Genomic DNA, 19,189 nt, shown 5'->3' on the forward strand with positions numbered 1-19,189 from the left:
AGCCGTCAGGTTAAGCAATGAAATTGAACAAATAGACCCTGCAGCTTTTATCATCAGCCATAAAATCAAAGACACCAAAGGCGGAATGATAAAGAAAAGAATTTCAATGAGATAGAGCAAATTTTCATGTTTAGTTTTTGCAGCCTCCGGTCTTTTTTCCAGTAGTAACGAAATTTTTCTGCAGCGCCAATATTTATGTATGAAATGACAAGTCTTTGACCTCCATTTGCTTTTCTTTTTAACTGATTTATATCAGAAGACGCAAATGCTATCCCCTTGAAAAACAAATCAATTAAAACCACATCAAAATTGGTTGATGAAATGGCATTAATCATATCCTGTTATTCCTTTATTCTGCTCTATCCTTTAATACTAAGTAATCCCTAACCGATTTTAATCAGCATCTTTTCATCTTTTTTTAGCAAACTTATCTTAAGCTATTTTTTATTCAAACCCCATAGAAACACCGGTTCCGTGCAACTGCAACTTCATTGTAGGTTTTGCAAACCCAACGAAGGCTTAGTTGTTACCACCAGTGCTTTTTTGTCTGCCGTGGTTTGTCGTTCTATTGGTTGCTGTTATTTTCAATCTCTTTTGTCGTGCGGTGGGGCATTTTTAAAATTTATTTTTCTCTGGGTTTGGCTTTGCAAGCTCTTTGACAAAGTTTTGGTTGTAGCGATGGCTTCCTTCGACAAGCTCTGGACAAGTGTGCGGCTTTGGTCCCGAAATTTTTCGGGATGCTTGCAAATTGGGCTGGGTAATATTCATGTGTCAATTCTTTAATGTGATGTACCCTTTACCAACCGAACTGTCTTTCTTCGCCAAAAGAATATTGAAAGCTGCAGGTGATATATTCGATAGTTCAAAGTAGGAATACCAGGGTTTAAATCCCAACTCATCTATCAACATTGATTTTGAGGCGGATAACTTAATGTCAGTAAAGACTATCAATTCTGAAATAACCTTGCTTGAAATACCAAGCTTTGAACCCGCAGAATATATACCGACCTTAACTCTTTTGATCGTTCCACACTCGATTAAGAAAGTAAGTATCTCTGTAACGGCTATATGCATCGCCCTGTTGCTGCCATAAGCAGAACCAATCTTGTGAACGATTACCTCCTTACTCACGATAGACTGAACTTTAAAAGCCTGAGCAAAACCAATCAGAATATCATAGGTGATTGGAAAGCTGTTACAAAACAGGCAAAGCACAAGGGCTTTTCTTTCTCCTGGTGAGAGTTGAGCATATGCACCGGCATTGAGTTGCTTTGAAATCTTACTAATGATGCTTTCGTTCTTTGCAAGTAATACGCTAATGTGTTTTAATATCTTACCTGCCCGATTTTCACCTTTGGTAAATTGCTTAATATGAGAAATGCATTTTTTTTTATCCATTTTGCCATTGGATAAGTAATCATATAAGGCGGCTTCCAATACTTCATATTGGACCCTACTTTCCACGCCTATATATTTTCCTTTACTACTCATTGATGCTGATGAATGGGACTAAAACCTCCCAGATATGAGAACCACCATGCGTTATAACCTGGCTGTTTTCGGTTGTAAATGCCTCTTGTTTTCTTAGGTAAAGAGAAAGACCTTTTTTGCCCACTTCTACATCAGGGTTCTGGTCAATAAAACTTTGCAATAAGGTTTCGTTGGTGAAATAAAGATGACGTTTGCCACGACTTAATGCACCTACCTTATCCTTCATGGTTAAATTCTTCAATCCTGTAGCTTCTATGTTCCCGTGATCAGAGGTGATGTACACCTGAAAACCTCTTGCCCGTAATGACAAAATAATTTCAACAATGTTTGATTTAGCTATCCATTGCTCAGTTGATATTTTCAACTGGCTGTCACCCAAGATTGAGCCGTGCATAATTTCATCCAAATCGTTGCAGACCAAACCAAGTATTGTTGTATCCGGTGAAATATTTGAAAGTACTAACGGTTCATTCACACTAAATTTACTGTAGGTTATCTGATACCCTGGTAAACCATGCTTTATCCAATAAGCTTCAAATAGTTTTGCTTCCTTAGCATTATCGGCTGCTAAATCAGGCTTATCTCCCTTAAAAATGGCTTGCCTTGACCAGGCTGTTATGGTTGGTATATACGCTAAGGATGCATTGGATGAATATTGGATACCGGCATCTGTTAATGACTTGCTCAATATATTCCATTGCCAGTAGTTCATTCCATCAATAACCAGTAGTGCTGTCTTTTTAGATGGCTTTGCATTGATGTGTTCCAATATCCGTGAAACAACTACCGGCTTTCTCACACCACTCAGGGAAAATAAGCTTCCGTAGGTATTATCAATGAAACGCTGGAAACGTATGTTGAAAGCATTATCAATTTTCTGATAGGCGGATTTCAATGCTGAATTGCCGGATGACAAATACCTTAACTTGGCATTTGACAGCACTTGGATGATTTTGAACCAATGATCAGCTATATCTTCAATAATTTCAAGCTGTTGCTTCAGGTATTCAATCAGGCCTTCCAGTTCGTTATCATTGTGACCTTTTTCATCAACATACAAACCAATCTTCAAAGGCTTAGGAAATTTATCAAAAGCATCAGGGCTTACCTGTATTGGGCTTAAGTACTTAAAAGCGAAAAGATATCCTAAACTTTTACACAAGAGTGGCTCTTTGAAATCAATCAATGAGCTACCATTTGTAACAAACTCCTGCCACTGTTCCTGAATAAACTTTACCAGGCTGGCATTGCTTAATCCCTTTGATACCAATGTTGGGAAATAAGGTTTTGCAATATTGGCGAGAAACTTTGCCAAAGGTTCATTGATGCCATTTTTTTCAAGAAATACGGTGATGAGTGCATTGAGTATCCTCTCCTTTGCCTTATTGTTGGTGAGTGTATCAAAATCTACGTTAAATAGATTTTCCAATAAAAATTTCAGCGTCTTATCATAACTTAAATCCTCATAGGTCTTGATGTTGAAAAGAGTACAGAGCGCATTAAAGCTTAATCCCTTGATTGCTTTAGCATCCAGATTAGGGAATAACTGGGGTAAACCGATGGCTTGAAAGTGAACCTGTGTTTCAATATCCGGCAATGGACGATATGCTGCCGGTGCAATAATGAGTGACTTTTTATCTGACTCTCTTACCTGTAATTCGAATGATAAGCGCACAGCTAAATCAGTTTTGCAATTTAGAATGGTGTAGCCATCATTTTCAAATGCCGACTTCATTTCTGCATAATCGAAAAGGTTATCCTGATCAGCAACAATGATGTGCTGTTTGTGGCTGGAAATCACCAAACTTTTATATTTATCAACCCAATTACTCATTGACGATATTTATTATAAGAAGGCAGCTCAGGTTTGGAACAATTTGCCTGGCAGCTGAGAAAGAGCTTTCCCATGTTTCCTGCTCTTGCAGCAATCGCTTCAATCTTGAATGCCTTATATTATCAATACCGATTCTATTCAGCTGCTTTTGCTGAAATGCAAAAGCTTTTTCTTTATCCGATTTAATCTTGCTTGTATTAGCTGTTATTTTAGCTTCAAACTCTTCGTATTTTAATTGCAGCACACTTTCTGATTTCTGAGAAATGGTAGTGAACACCCTCCTCGATTCATCAACCGGCAAAACACCGATACAATCGAAAAAGTCATTCTCCTGAATCAACTTATCCCAAATATTTTGAGCAAATGCAGCAAAATGTTCCCCCTCAGATGAAATAAAAACCGGTTGAATAATCTGACTGGTTTCAAATTGGTTTTTAACCTCCAAATGCCATAGTGACCAATAGCCTGATGTTGAGTTACCCTGCTTTAACTTAACTATAGGGATAACTTGAGATTCGGTGAAGGGGATAGCTTCTTTTAAAATGGTTTGAATGATTTCATGCTGCAGTGAAATGGGTTCTGGTATAGGGTTATTTACACTCTCCTTGATGTTGAATGTGTAAATGTTTTCAGGATGTCCTGGAAATTTAAACCTTATTCCATCAATCAGATTCTGATAAGGAATGCCTTTTGTTTTCAGATAATTCCTGGTAAGATTTTCCAACCATTTAGGCAATGGACTGTGTTTAATCATATCTACCTTCTCTGCCTTAATATCCTTTGAATCTGTAGTTGGCAATGCGCCTTCTGTACTTTTATAGTCATGTAGTTTTTGTTTGATGTCTGCCAGCCAATTACTGCTTTCCTGTTCAAATTTTGCAGGATTCAGCAATGAAGTGAGGTACAAGCGGGTTACCTGATCCCTTTCCAGGGTGCTGTCGAGCACATCGGCTGTTTTATCAATACCTAACTGGTTAAGAATCTGATTTAATTTTTCTTCTATTACTTCATATACTCTTTTATCTACCGAGTTGTCCAGCATCATGTTGAATGCCTGCACTTCATGGTTTTGTCCGATACGATCCACACGACCTATCCTTTGCTCCAATACCATTGGGTTCCATGGCATGTCGTAATTGATAACGATATGTGCAAACTGCATATTGAGTGACTCTCCTGCTGCATCGGTACAAATAAGCACTTGTGCTTTTTCTTTAAACTGCCTTAAGGCGTTTACCCTTTGGTCAAAATCCATTGAGCCATTGATGGCTTCGCAAACATAGCCGCCTTTTTCTTCCAACACTTTTTTCAGCATGAATTGAGTGCTGGTAAACTCAGTGAATATCAGAAATTTGGAATCCGGATTCTGTTCAATGCGTTTTAGTTCTGTCATTTTATTAATCAGGAACTCCACTTTCGCATCCGTTTCAGTATCCAGACAATCTTTTGCATCCCGAATCAAGCCCTGCAGAATGCTTAATTCTGTATTGTAATTTGCCTGTGCTTCTTCCACCAATGAAAACACCTTTTGCTCAAAATCCAATTCCATCTGGCCTTCAAATCCAAATTCCTCCATGTTGTTTATGATGTTCTCCTTATTTACTTCCTGCTTTTCGCTGGAAAGTCTGTCTGCCCGTTTTTGCATGGCATCCATGATGGCCTGAGTAGAGCTGCTTACCATCCTTTGGAAAAGAATCATTACAAATCCATAAGAGTTGTTTTTGGTTTGTTGTGCCAGATTAAATCCCTCCACTACATACTTGGTTACCGCTTCATACAACAGCTTTTGCTTTCTGTGTCTTACCGGATCAAGCGGTACTTCAATTTTATAGGTATAGCGTTGATTGAACAGTTTCTTTCCATTGTAATCTATGGCTTGTCTTTTTTCAGTTCGAACCACATAAGGCTCTAATTCAGGTATGGTTGGCATACCTTCCCCAGCGAATGCATCCGCATTCAGCAATTGCAGTATCCTGCGGAAGTGGTCACTCTTTCCTCTGTGAGGTGTTGCTGAAAGTAACAGCACATTGGGTATGGCGTTGCACAACACATCGGCCATTTGAAAGCGTCCTACCTGTGTACTGCTGCCACCTACTTTATGGCACTCGTCAATTACCAGTAAATCAAATTCCGCTTCCAGTACGCTTTGTATCCTGTATCGGTTGTATTCTTCTACTTTTTCCTTGCTCCATCCCTGCCGTGTTTCAATGGGTTTCAAAGCGTCCATCGAAACGATGATCTGATTGTGCTGGGTGAAGATGTTTATCTCATTGTCCATCTCCAACCTTGAGAAGGTGCGGGTTAGCGTATTAATATAATCGGTGTCGTAAATGTGAAAAAGTTCATTGAAATGCTTTTTCATTTCCTGCTGCCACTGACCCATTGCTGATTTGGGAACTACAATCAAGGTGCGTTTGGCAATGCCTCGCAACTTCAGTTCTTTTAGCACCAGGCCGGTTTCTATGGTTTTACCCATACCCACTTCATCTGCTATCAGGAAACGCAGGAACTGACCAGCCATCACTTTTTCCAAAGCCAGAATCTGATGCGGTAGCGGTACAATATTGCTCTCAATGGGTGCAAGCATGGCTTGCTTAAACACCTCACTTTTGATTTTGGCAGCTATGGCTTTGAAAGCTATCTCTGCATCGGTGGGAATTTTCTTTTCATCCGATAACTCAGAAAAAGGAACAGACTTAACCTCTCCGGTGGACAATATTTTCACCTCGGCTATTTGTTTTCCAAACACCGATTTTCTGGATAGTATTTCTATTTCTTTTCCCTGATAGTTCACTTAATCAATATTTTAGAATCTGAAATTACGAATTTGGAATCATTAATAGTTGAATTTGGTTTTTAATGTTTTGACGGAGGAGCCAAGTATCCTTTGTATTTCTTCAACATCAGCTATCAGTGGGTCGGCTAAATCTTTAGCTACAAGATTGCTATCCTTTAGTAATCTGAGCCAATAATGACTTTCCCTTGCTTCCTTATAGGCTATATTCAGCTTCAAGAAAAAATCCTTTTCTGTTTGCCCGCCAACAGATTCTTCAACATTGGCACCAATAGAAGTAGCAGACCTCAGAAATTGCTTAGACAATACAAATTCCTTCTTCTCCGCAGTTAAATGCTGATACAATTTGATCGCCTTCAGCGCAAAATCATACGTTTTAATTGCAATCACATTCTCCTTCATTCCTGATTCCTGATTTCCTGATTCATAAATTCCTGATTCATAAATTCCTGATTTCCTGATTCCTGATTCCTGATTCCTGATTACACCCTGTCTTTAGCTATATCGTAATACATCAACAACTGCTCGTCTTCCAGCAGAATGTTTTGCGGAATCATATCACCAAGGGTAACAATGGTTTTGAAATCCTTTTGCTCCCAGCAGTTTTTGAAACCGGCACGCAGGGCTTCCACCCGCACTTCTTTAAGTTTCTTGGCCCGTGGCTGACTAATGGCAGTTACATAGCCATTAAACTCTTTCAGCAGCACCTTAGTACGCAATGCCTCCCGGTCTTTGGCTTCGTTGGGGTCTGGTGTACGCCATCGGCCATCCGGTTCCTGAATAAAGTTTTCGTTGAGGATTTCCTGCAACTCCGGTAGCGTATCACCTTTGCGAAGTGATTGGGTAGCAATGCGGAAATCAGGCATGATGTCCTGGTATTTCTGTGCCTGCTTGCGTAAGCGGTCTTTTAGCCATTCAATGGCATCAGACTCATTAGTTACGATAAATGATAACTGCACAAACTGCGGTGCCTTTGCCTTCTTCTCATCATATTCTGCAGCCTGCTCAGCAGTAAAGTACATTCCATCTCTTTCTACAAAGCGTTGTCTTAGGCCTTCCTGGAAATCTTTTGAATCTATAGGAATAGGCAAGCCTCTCATTAAGTAAAATGTAATAAGTCTGTCATGTAGAATTTTCGAACTTCGCTCAATAATCGATGTAGTATTATTTCCTTTTTGAAGATGAATTGGTAGATGTTTAAGATGTTCTGAAACAAATGCCCAAACTCCCAAGTCCGAATTTTCAGTCTTGAATGTGGTTTCGAATTTATCTGATGGTTTATAGCAACTTATTACAAGATCTTGTTTAACCGCTGTGGGAGTAGTATATGCATTTATACTACCTTGCTTTTTATCCAAAGCTGACACATTCGCAATTACAAACCCTGCTTTTTGCAATGCTGTCTGTATAGAGTTCCATATTGCCGCACTTGGGTTGCTAAACTCTACAGTCATCCACCTGTCAGGTTTTAATACTCTATAAAATTCTATAAAACACTGTAGCATTAATTCTTGATATTCCAGTTTTCCCTTCTTCTGAGTTTTATTTTCAATAGCTTCAGTTCTAATGTTAGTAAGTACGTTAATCCAATTTTCCCATAAAAAATTCAACTCAGAATACATAATATTTGCCCCAAATGGGGGGTCAGTGAAAATATAATCAACTGAATTACTTTTTATCCCAAGACTATTGGCAGATACTGTTTCTATAATTCTGTTCTTTTCTTTGAATGATCGAGTAGCAAAGAGAAAGCGTCTTAATTGGGAAAGTTTATTTTCATATATGTTATAGACGTTTCCAACAGAAGAAAGTGATGGGATGTATAAGGTGCCTGATTTAGGTCGATGACCACCCCCAGAATTATACCTTCTCATTATAGTAGCATGCCAGGAGGTATTAAAGAAACCAAAAAAGGTGTATTTGTACTTTGATGCTAAATCATAAAGGGTTGAAATTGCATAAAGATTTTCCGGACTATAAAAATGATGTGTATGCGTTATTCCAGTTCTATCATTTCTTCTTGCCTCATCGCCCTCTGGCATTCTAACTATTGGAAAGTACTTGCTTGGCTTAAGTTTTGACACCTTTTCTTCATAATTCTCATCTAAATCCGAGCAGTTAACCAATATATTCTTTCCTTTATAATTGATGTTAATCTGAACAGGAATTGATTTTTTTATTTGAATGGTATTTCCCAAATAATCATCATACACAGTTTTAAATTTTCGCTCAAGTTTCCCAGCATCATTATTTGTATTACATTTTTTGCATTTAGCATATTCAAAATCGCTATCCGTTTTATAATCAAAAATTTCGCCCCAGTAAACAATATCTTCATTACAATTAGAACATGCATAAACATCGCTGTATAAAATGAAATTCACTTCACACTTTTCTTTCTTATACTTTACGCTATAGACGTCTCCCAACTTAAGCTTGAATTCTTGTAAAATTTCTTTTGATTGCTTGTCAAAAACTTCTAAATCTTCAGTACCAGAAAAATTTGTGGCCAAAAGGGAAGCGATAGGACTTAAATCAGAACAAATACTTTTTCTTAAACCCCATGTAGGCTTAGATGAAAATAATTTCGTCCATTCCACTTCAATTTGTTGTTTCACCTCTAAATCTGGGCTCTCACACATTTGAGCAGCTACTGCTGTCATCCCAGTTCCAGCAAACCCATCTAATACTATATCTCCTGGTTGTGTGTAATAAAGTATGTACCGCATGATTGCAGGATGGGGCACTTTTGTGTGATAACTGTGTGCATTGTAAACTGGATTATTTTTCCCTTCACTTACATCAGTTGCGTAGGGACTGTCCACATAAAATTCCTTCTTCCTACCAGCTATGCTCTCCTTTTCTTGTTCCCATTCGTCAATAAACGCATTCAGCCAGGGGTTGGGGCAGGCCGTATAGTAAGGCGGGTCGCTCAGGTTAATAATGTCTTCATCTTCCCCAATGGGAAAGCCTTCAATCTTCTTAAGCTCCGGCAGCTTAGCCCGCAGTTCATTTCGGAAGTACTCTCTGCGTTCTTCTTCGCTGTTAAATTCCTTGCCTAAACAAATTATTTTTTCACTCATACTCTATCTTTTGCTATATCGTAATACATCAACAACTGCTCGTCTTCCAGCAGAATGTTTTGCGGAATCATATCTCCGAGGGTAACAATGGTTTTGAAATCCTTTTGCTCCCAGCAGTTTTTGAAACCGGCTCGCAAGGCTTCTACCCGCACTTCTTTGAGTTTCTTGGCCCGTGGCTGACTGATGGCAGTTACATAGCCGTTAAACTCTTTCAACAGCACTTTGGTGCGAAGTGCCTCACGGTCTTTTGCCTCGTTGGGGTCTGGTGTACGCCAGCGACCATCGGACTCCTGAATGAAGTTTTCATTGAGAATGTCCTGCAGCTCCGGCAAAGTATCACCCTTACGGAGTGATTGGGTGGCAATTCGGAAATCAGGCATGATGTCCTGGTATTTTTGTGCCTGCTTGCGTAAGCGATCTTTAAGCCATTCAATGGCATCAGACTCATTAGTTACAATAAGTGACAACTGAACAAACTGTGGTGCCTTTGCCTTTTTCTCATCATACTCGGCAGCCTGCTCACCAGTAAAGTACATGCCATCCCTTTCAACAAATCGCTGCTTCAAACCTTCCTGGAAATCTTTGGCATCAATGGGTACCGGCAAACCACGCATTAAATAAAAGGTGATAAGGCGGTCAAATAGAATTTTAGGACTCCTTTCAACAATTGCAGTCGTACTGTTATCTTTTTTAATGTGTGCAGGCAAATGATTAAGGTGTTCTCTCACAAAATCCCAAGTTGCAACTTCCCCTTGTTGAGACTTAAAATTATTTTCAAAGGACAATGTTGGCTTATAGCAACTTATAACGAGATCTTGTTTAACTGCTGTTGGACTCGTTACAGCTTTAAAACTTGTTTTTTGCTTATCTAATCCAGCAACATTTGCAATAATAAAACCAGCTCTTTGCAATGCGGTTTGAATGCTATTCCAAATGGCAGCACTTGTATTACTAAATTCTACAGTCATCCATTTAGATGGCTTTAAAATTCGATAATACTCTTTAAAACAATTAGTCATAAGATCTTGATACTCCAAGACCGTTTTGTTTTGTGACTTGTTTTCAATTGCTTCACTTTTATTGTTGGTTAGTATTTTAAGCCACGATTCAGCTAAAAAATTAAGTTCTGAATACATCAAATTTGAACCAAAAGGTGGGTCGGTAAAAATATAATCTACACTATCACTTTTTATGTTTTGAAGCGAAGTTGCTGACTGCAATGAATTAATAACATCAGAGTTCAATTTTGGTGGAGCTATTTTTTTTCTCCCATTAACTGCATCCTCAAATTGATTTAAAATATTAATCTCCTTTATTAAGGAAGGGATATAAAGAGTTCCTGATAATGGTCCTCCACCAGCTCCCCAAACACCGCTTTGATAAGTGAATCGATATAGTTTTGTAGTTTGAAAAGCAACTTTTGTTATTAGAACGTTATAAATCGGCTCATCAATAAGTGATTTTAACGTGCTTAGTGTGATTAAATTCCTTTTTGAATAAAATTGATGAACGTGAGTAATTCCTTTTTTATCATTTCGTCTTGACTCATCACCTTCAGGCATGCGAATAATTGGTAGCCAATTTTCACTTTTAAAGGACTGCACCTTCTCATAGTTTATTAAGTCAGATTTGTCTGGTTTCTTTTGAAATCTTTTACCACCATATGAGTAGTTTATAAGCACAGGAACAGATTTGTCTTCAGAAGTACTTTTTCCGAGAATCTCATCATAATAAGTTATGACCGCTGGTGATAACTCTTTTTTATTTGTTTCGTAATTACAATGCGGACAATTAAAACTATCAAGAACTTTTCCTTCTTCCTTGTTTACAGCATTTTCCCAAAAAATAATTTCTGAATTGCAAGAAGGACAAATAAACACATCACTCCAAAGAGTGTAATTTATTATTCCTTTTCCACCATTTGAATGTGATGTCTCATACATCCATAAACATTTATCCTTTAATAATTTAAGAATTCTTTTTGCTGTAAGATCAAAATTCTCTAAATCAATTTTAGAGTTGTAGTTGAAAGCAATGAATGAAGCCAAGGGACTTAAATCGCTACAAATAGATTTTCTCGTGCCCCATTCAGGTTGTTTGATTGATAAGTTTTTAAATTCTTCTTCAATTTTAAATCTTGATTGAAAGTCAAGTGAACCGCAGCATCTCGCTGCAACTCCTGTCATCCCTGTTCCTGCAAAACCATCGAAAACGACATCACCAGGTTGAGTGTAGTGAAGAATAAATTTCAATATTGCCTTGTGGGGGACCTTGGTTAAATAAGGGTGATATAAATACATAGGATCATATTTCCCCTCACTCACATCACTTGCATAAGGCTCATCTACATGGAAGTCCTTTTGCCTCCCCGGTATGCTTTCCTTTTCTTGTTCCCATTCGGCAATAAAATCATTCAGCCAGGGGTTGGGGCAAGCCGTATAGTAAGGCGGGTCGCTCAGGTTAATGATGTCTTCATCTTCGCCAATGGGAAAGCCTTCAATCTTCTTTAGCTCCGGCAGTTTAGCCCGCAGTTCATTGCGGAAGTATTCCCTGCGTTCTTCTTCGCTGTTAAATTCCTTGCCGAGGCAGATTATTTTGGTTGGTTCAGGTATTTCCATTGCATTCCAGGTTTTTAAACATTTTTCTTTGACATCTTTTGTGCTTTCGCCAAAACAAGGGCGCAGGCTTAGAGCCATTCTGCTGAATAAAAGGCAAACGGTTTATTTGATATACTCTTTCATAATACTTTCGTACCCCCAAAAAGTTTGGGGCAAGGATTCTAATACGCAGAAACTTATAGTCTCGTTCGTCACCGATTGCATTGGTTATATTCCTGTGCTCTCCTTGAATAGTTTCTATGTTATCTCTAGTTATATACACATAATCATCTTCAGTTTTGCCATAGGGCTTAAGAGCCAATGTTTTGTCCTTATTTAAAGGCAATGTTTTCGTGATGCTAAATGAATGATGTTCAGATACGACAATTTCGCATTGCACTTCCTTAACCACCATTAAGAAATTTCTATTAATCACTCTAACTTTCCATTTATTATTGTGAATAAATCCAACATAACACAACCTTGGTTTTAGCAGATACCCAACTGAAATCGCTGCTGCAAACATAGCCAGGAAAAAATTCACCAGATTCCAATAAGGACAATCCAAGATGGCCATTAAACATTCTTTCATAAGGCTCTGAAATTAAGATTTATAAGTCAATATTTTTAATACAATTCGCCCTTTAAGCGTAGTAATGTACTGTTGTTTTGGGCTGGTAGGTTTATCGGGTATGGTCATGGTAAGCCAGCCTCTGGTTACCATGGGCGCCATAAAGCTTTCGTAGTTTTTGCTTTGGTTGGTTACCCTTATAAGGGTGAGCAGGGTTTCTCTATCTGCCGGCTCCAGTGCTTTCCACAATATTTTCCGTTCATTTTCAGCTATGGCACCGGCTATGGCACCAGCTATGGTACCGGCTATGGTACCGGGTACGGCTTCAAGTACTTCATTTGCTTGATTTTCAATGGTTTTTAGCGCCTCAGCTTGGTTACCGGCTTGGATACCAGCTATGGCACTATGGGTTATTTCGGCAGGGTTAAAGCCACAATACTCCAACAAACGGTTTAAGGCAGCGTCAACACCTTCCAGCGAGGCAATCACATTCCCATCCAGTTGAAACGGAGCCTTTGCCTCAAAAGCCGGATGTATGAAAAGCTCCACCTCAAAGAATGTACGGTCATCATCCGTATGGAAGCGGGGAGCAGGCGAGCCATTCACCCTTAATGTTTTTAAAATGGTGGGGATACCGGTTGCCCGGCCCTCGGTCAATTCCAGTTCCTTTAAAAATTCACCCAATCTGCGGTTGCGGTAGCGCCTGCTACGTACTGCACCCTGGGCGAAAGCCTCGAGACGAATGGAACGGTCGGGGCCACCCTGGTTGAGGAAGACAATGGAATTGGGATAAATCCTGATTTCAATCGGTTCCCGCTGCTGGTAATCGCGGTGATAAAAAGCATTGACCAGGGTTTCTTCAATGGCCTGATACGGATAACTGGCAATGCGGATGCTTTCTGCCTGGTCGGCTGGTTTAATCACCTTCTCCTTAATGAGTTTATCTTTCAAAAATTTGAGCACCCGGGCAATTTGTTCAGGTATGGGTCCGGTAATCGGATCGTGCTCCACATGGTCTCCGGCATCCCCATTAGGAAACTCAACAATCTCTACCTGGGTGTAGGGGAAGAACTTTTCCGGCTGCTCTGCAAAGAGCATCAATGCCACATTTCTTGGGAATAGATGCTCGTTGGGGCCAGAGGTGAGCTCCATTTGACCGAGTAATTCCCGGTCAGGAATTTTACCGATTTGTTCGGCTAAGCGGCTTTTCACTTTTACCAAATAAGCCTTTACCAGCAGCATGGAAATATTTTCCATTTTAGCCTGTGCATTAGCCCGGTCGTCAAAAGGAATTTGATTGGCCAGAGATATCAACTCCTGTTGTTCTTCTAAATTGGCTTTAACGGAGTTGGCGTATTTGCGGATATAGTAGAAATATCTTTTCTCCCGGGCTGTAACTTGTTCCGGTACCTGGTATGGTCTGTTGGAACCACCGGGAATCCATAACACCAAAATTTTTTTGTCATCAACATCTTCAATGAACAAGTGCGGATGATATGCAGGTTGCACCAGGTTATTAAAGCCAATCATCTTTCGCTGGATTTCGGCAATCTCATCAGTTGTAAGACCCTTTACAGGTCTTTTTGCCGTTTTGGTAACCTCATCTTCTTCAACACCTACAAGAATATATCCGCCACCTGTATTGTCAAAGTCGTTTGCAAAAGCACAAATGCTTCTGTAAATGGCATCAGGATTCCATCCTCTCTTGTACTCAATTCTATCTGATTCCACAGTGCGGGCAGAAAGCAAATCTTCAATATTGAGATGTAATGCCATTTATAAAGATTATTTTATAATGATACGCACCTTGTTTCTTTCCTTACCGGCACACAGGCTGTCGATGTAGCTGGTAAGTGTATCAATAGCCTCCTGTGGTGTAAGTGGCTTGTTCAATTGCTTGCGGATATCTTCTATGGTAATTTCTACCTTGTCAATTCCCTGGGCAAACTGTACAATCAGGTTCCTCAGTTTGGTAGCATTATCAGCCGTGAGTTCTACCTTTCCGGTTCTGAAATCTTCCACCAGTTGGCGGTCAGCCGTTTTCAGAATGTCCATATTTTCCTGCACCGATGGATCTTTGAACACCGACCGCATGGCGGTGGTCCATTTTTCTACAATGCCATCCAACTGCTCTTCGAGCTGATGAATGTTGAAGGTTGGTTTGCCGTAATACTCACGGGGATTAAAATCGTGGTAGGGCTCCGCTAACACTTTGGCTTTTGTGAGGGATGCATCTGCTTCTCTAAGAGAAGTGATGCTGTTGATCCAGTTGGTGTATTCGGTGGAGGTGATGATCTCCACATCTTTAATGATGTCGCAAATGCGTTTTTTCTCACTGCCCAGTATCCGCACTTTGGCCAGATCGTCCTGCTTGGATAAGCGGCAACGGGTGTATTGATTCAGGTAGTAATCCGCATAACGGTCAATCAATGAATTGAGCAGCGCCTCATACTTTTTAATGTCTGCATCTTTTGAAGAGGCAAGCACCGCAGGAAGGTTGTTAATGGCTGCTTTTATATCATCAAACAGTGGCTTCTCTGCCTCTACCACATAGGATTGAGCCGTGTAGAGATAGCCTACCAAACGTTCAAACTTCTCGGCTTTTTCTTTCAGCTTATCCACCATGTCACAATACTGCCAGGCTTTAAAGGCTGTGTTCAGTTCTTCCTCAGTGAATTTGAAGGCTTTAAGTTTACCATAGGAATTGTAAGACTGAATGCTGTCGAGTATGGTAGCCAATGCATCCAGCTCCGTTTTCATTTTGGCGCTATCTTCATCACTCAGCAGCGGAACATTTCTGCACTTCAAACCCTGCACCACAATGGCTTTGGTTTTCACCACCCTTTCGGCTTTGGTTTTGGCTTCGGTAATGATCTTGCTGATGGTTTCAGGCTTTTCCAGCTCTGAAGTGTAATCGGGCAAGCCCAAACAAGTGAATAGTGCTTTGAGGTGTTTAACCGGAATGCCCTGCGGTTGCTTGATATGCTGGAAGGTGAAATAGTCCTCCTCACTCAGACTTAGGACTGTTTCAATATTGGTAGCAGAAAGATTCTTGTTACCTGACCAGTTGATTTCAATATCGCCTTTGTATACTAATGCAGCCAGCACAATAAACTCCAATTGATAATCGATATCATAGTCTTTAGTGTACCATAAATTTTGGTTGGAACCTTGATAGTGTAAATATAAAATGTCAGACTTATTGAGTACAGCACCTTCACCGGCTTCCTTCAATTTCTTTTTGATACTCTCGGCATATTTGCTATTGTCGGTAACAATAGTCTGACCACTCCATAAGCCAAGACCACTGAGTATGGCTTCTCCATTTCTATTGGGCTGTCCTGGATTGGTTATCTTCCTTAAAGCTGCATTGATGGAGCCGGCATAGTTATCTTTAGACAGAGGAAACTGCAAATCGGTAAAAGCAGGATAGTGCGGAAACTTGTCGTTAAATGCCTTATTGAGCAATTTGGCTGCCACGCTGCGGAAGATCATTTCCTTGGTGGAGCCCTCGCCCGGCAGCGGGAATGATTTCAGTGTTTTGCTTTCGCCTTTGTATATTACTTTGGTTTTGTCTGCATACTCTTTATCGAACAATGCAATGGCCTTACGCTGGTATTCTTCAATCTGGCTGCTGAATAATTGCTTTTGATTGGTGGGTGCTGAAGCATATTTAGCCTTGGCAGCACCATACAGACAAATAGTATCCTTAAACTCATCTGACAAACCTGATACATCAAAGTACACTTCATCCGATTCATCATTGCGGTTGATAACGTTAAACAAAGGACAGAAGAAAATGTAGTATTGCTGAATAGGTTCGGTTGTGCTACGTTCATTCGGATTACCAAAGAAAATATAGCCCAAACGGAAACTCTTCTTATCAATCCATTCCAGGGAGTGCTGCCAGATTTTGAACCCAGAACGATACGAGTCCTGTTGAATTTCCAAAATAAATTGCAGAAAGTCGAAATAATACTGGTCGGCCTGGTCGGTATCTTTTTTGATTACCTCATCTGCATAATCACGAATCAATTGAGGGATGTTGATACCACCCTCTGTACGGATATAAAAATCGGCACTAACTGCATCCTGATCCACATATTGACCTGCGGTTGCTGTAACCAGTTGTTTGGCTGTACTATCAATAGCAGCCAATAACAATTCCGGTTCATCCACATTAGGAATCGTAACGCATAGATCTTCTTTCAGGCTATGGGCGCTTGCACCATTACGTTTATCCAAATCATCACAAAGGATGCGGATGGCCAGAGCCTGTACTATGCTCTGAGCAATGTCTTTTCGGTTTGCCCTTGCACCGATGAAGTGGTTGGCTACTCTGCCTGAAATGATATCTACCTTATCCCGAACAATACGGATATCAGGAATGGCCAGCATGGCAGGGTTACTTGCCAAATCAGGCCAATAAGTATCGTAGGTGATTAGTCCGGGGTTATTGGTGGGTACTTCCTTTTCCAGAATTTCTTTAAACTTTTCTGAAAGCACTTTGAGGATTTCCCGCTGGCTTTTGCCATGTTTGATTTTCTCGAAGTAGCTTACATAGTTTGGATGCACCGGGAACAGGTCAATAAACTCGTTCAGGTTGGTATTGATGCCTTCGAACAAGTGAGCAAACTTCAACAGGTGTTCTCTGATTTTGGCCTTTTGGTGCAAGTCTTTTTTGAGCAGACGTTCTTTTACAACAAAGGAGACGTCCTCTTTGGTTATGATCAGATCAGCATACCGATCTTCAATCTTGTTGAGCATGTCTGCCTGGAATTGAAACTCCGGTGAACGATACAGCAACTCCTGAACACCAAACATCAGTTTGAACCGGGAGTTATCGCAAGCTTCTCCGAGTTGACGAAGCAGCATCAAATCATTGTTCAATTCATTTGGTTTACGCCCTTTGAGGTACTCCAGTAACTCATCAATCACAATGAGAAAATGATGCTTCGGAAATTTAGCTTCAAACTCCGCCATCATTTGCTGAATGAGTTCCTTCCAGCTGAAATGTGAGTCATCATCAAACTTGAAGTCTATTCCTTCCTTTTTTAAGTAGCGTTCAATCTGGGCAAAGACAATATCCTTGAGGGGTTTGTCGGTGCCAATTTCAAATCGAAGCACTTTGTATTTTCCTGCTATTGCCTTGAAGTCTTTCTTTACGTCTTCATTCTGCAGCTGCTTCAACAAATCTGCGTTTTCAGCAATGGCTGATACCAGCGACATTAAGTGTGATTTACCTGTACCATAACTACCCACCACCTGAATACCTTTGGTTTCATAAGTGGGTTCCGTTACGAGGTTTTTAATGATGATTTCCCGCAGGTCTTCCTGCATCTTCTTAGAGAAGACAAATGTTTTCACCAGGTTTTCAGCTACCGACAGTTCACCGGCATTTACCAACTTCACCACGGTGGTGATAGGTTCAAATTGTATCAGCTCTTTATATTGCATACTGCAGTTTTTTTAATGGCGTTTCAGTAAAGTCAAGAAAAATGTTGTTTTGTTGAGTTGACCAGTGTAAGCGGTCAGGTATGTCGGATTGATTTTCCCAAATGACGATGAGTGCTGCTGTTTTTGAAAACTCTTTCAGCAATTGAGCTGCGTTTAATTCAAGTGCAGGCTCCAACAGAATACCCAGGTTGTAAACAGCTACCAAATCATTCCCGGTGTTATTGATCTTCGCCTTATGCTTATCCAGCAATTTTTTAGCGTAATCGAATACGTCAATATTGAGGTAGCTGAAATCATCAAGACCATCAATAAATGCAGCCAACTCTTTACCAACATTAATGGAGTGAATCTTCTTTGCATGTAACCATGAAATACAATCCACCAGCTCATCCTGACTGCACATAAGGGTGTACAGCTTATAGCGGTCAGTAGATTGTATTATGTCCTGTATAGAATAGGTGCTCATTACTATCAGCTCTTTCTTTTTTTGTTTTTCGTTTTTAAAACATGGTCTTCTGCAACATGCATTGCCTTTATAGCCACCTTTTCATCCTTAACCTCAGTAAGTCCTAATGAATTAAAAATTTCTGCAATATGTTTTATCAAGTCATCTTTCATTTACTGCTGTCTTTTTAGGCCTGATACATAACGATTGAATATACGCAATATATCGCATATTTTTACTTTACTTGAATATGCCTCAACCATAAAAATTATTTTGACTTAATTTTTGATGGCAAAATTAATAATATTTTGTCTTAACACTCAAATATTAAAACAAAATTATTCATTTCGTCAACAAATGAATTGACCGTATATATTCAAGGCAATGAATTGCTTAATTTTTTCTAAAAAATGAGTTTTTGCAAAACCTGACGGTTTTTATCTATCTGCATGCAGGGACTTTAACTATTGTATTTAAAGTGGGGAAATGAACCTTCAGTTTACTACTTTACTGTCTTACGAAACATAAAACCCCTGATAGCGTACAGGTAATTTTTTCTTCCCCCTTCTTTTTCTATTGTGAGTTTTGTGGTTATACCGTTGGCTTGCTATTATTGTAAAATTTGAAAATTGCAAGGGGTTTTAATTTTTTAAATTAAATCCGTTGATTGGTTCGCAATTCGTAAATTTTATACCAATAGAAAAATGCTTCAGGGTTGGACTTTTTGAGTTTGTTCAACTTGTTATTAAGTGGTTCGTTAATTTGCCAATCTTTTAATTGAAGTGGATTTTCAAACCTGGCAATCTTCTTTGCATCAAGCTGTATCAATGTAGAAAGATAGGCAGCTTTTGAAGCGTGGGCAATTACTTTTTCTATATGATAACTTTCAGAAAAAATAAAAGGGCTGATTCTTCCAA

12 protein-coding genes are annotated in these 19,189 nt (G+C 39.6%); 1 reads left to right on the top strand and 11 read right to left on the bottom strand.

Annotated elements, in window-relative coordinates; all coding sequences use genetic code 11:
• On the top strand, positions 1 to 115 hold a 115-nt coding region (locus GX437_12430), incomplete at its 5' end, for a DUF2179 domain-containing protein (protein ID NLJ08461.1).
• Between the two features lie 656 nt (positions 116 to 771).
• Here the strand turns inward: GX437_12430 and GX437_12435 are convergent.
• The 11 genes from GX437_12435 to GX437_12485 form a co-directional block, all read right to left on the bottom strand.
• Positions 772 to 1,491, bottom strand: coding sequence for a hypothetical protein (locus GX437_12435; GenBank protein NLJ08462.1), 720 nt, complete (start codon positions 1,489 to 1,491; stop codon positions 772 to 774).
• Positions 1,484 to 3,325, bottom strand: coding sequence for a BREX-3 system phosphatase PglZ (gene pglZ, locus GX437_12440; GenBank protein ID NLJ08463.1), 1,842 nt, complete (start codon positions 3,323 to 3,325; stop codon positions 1,484 to 1,486). Before pglZ ends, GX437_12435 begins: the two co-directional genes overlap by 8 nt.
• A complete protein-coding gene (locus GX437_12445; protein ID NLJ08464.1) occupies positions 3,318 to 6,119 on the bottom strand; it encodes a DEAD/DEAH box helicase family protein in 2,802 nt (933 codons plus the stop codon). The genes pglZ and GX437_12445 overlap by 8 nt, the downstream gene beginning before the upstream one ends.
• 42 nt (positions 6,120 to 6,161) lie before the next feature.
• Positions 6,162 to 6,521: a four helix bundle protein gene (locus GX437_12450; GenBank protein NLJ08465.1), complete on the bottom strand. Its 360-nt coding sequence runs from the start codon at positions 6,519 to 6,521 to the stop codon at positions 6,162 to 6,164.
• Positions 6,522 to 6,601: 80 nt separating this feature from the next.
• Complete coding sequence (locus GX437_12455; GenBank protein ID NLJ08466.1) at positions 6,602 to 9,202, bottom strand: site-specific DNA-methyltransferase; 2,601 nt, start codon at positions 9,200 to 9,202, stop codon at positions 6,602 to 6,604.
• Complete coding sequence (locus GX437_12460; protein ID NLJ08467.1) at positions 9,199 to 11,820, bottom strand: DNA methylase; 2,622 nt, start codon at positions 11,818 to 11,820, stop codon at positions 9,199 to 9,201. The genes GX437_12455 and GX437_12460 overlap by 4 nt, the downstream gene beginning before the upstream one ends.
• The gene (locus tag GX437_12465) at positions 11,807 to 12,391 is read right to left on the bottom strand and encodes a hypothetical protein (GenBank protein NLJ08468.1); all 585 of its coding nucleotides are present in this window, start codon (positions 12,389 to 12,391) and stop codon (positions 11,807 to 11,809) included. Before GX437_12465 ends, GX437_12460 begins: the two co-directional genes overlap by 14 nt.
• 12 nt (positions 12,392 to 12,403) lie before the next feature.
• Positions 12,404 to 14,146, bottom strand: a complete 1,743-nt coding sequence (locus GX437_12470) for a transcriptional regulator (protein ID NLJ08469.1) — start codon at positions 14,144 to 14,146, stop codon at positions 12,404 to 12,406.
• A 9-nt stretch (positions 14,147 to 14,155) separates the two neighbouring features.
• Positions 14,156 to 17,827, bottom strand: a complete 3,672-nt coding sequence (locus tag GX437_12475; GenBank protein ID NLJ08470.1) for a hypothetical protein — start codon at positions 17,825 to 17,827, stop codon at positions 14,156 to 14,158.
• Positions 17,817 to 18,293 (bottom strand): hypothetical protein, encoded by a 477-nt coding sequence (locus GX437_12480; protein NLJ08471.1) that lies wholly within the window; start codon positions 18,291 to 18,293, stop codon positions 17,817 to 17,819. Before GX437_12480 ends, GX437_12475 begins: the two co-directional genes overlap by 11 nt.
• 5 nt (positions 18,294 to 18,298) lie before the next feature.
• A complete protein-coding gene (locus tag GX437_12485) occupies positions 18,299 to 18,445 on the bottom strand; it encodes a hypothetical protein (protein NLJ08472.1) in 147 nt (48 codons plus the stop codon).
• Positions 18,446 to 19,189 lie beyond the last annotated feature (744 nt).

This window comes from Sphingobacteriales bacterium, from assembly GCA_012517435.1.
In the GTDB taxonomy this organism is placed as follows: Bacteria; Bacteroidota; Bacteroidia; order CAILMK01; family JAAYUY01; genus JAAYUY01.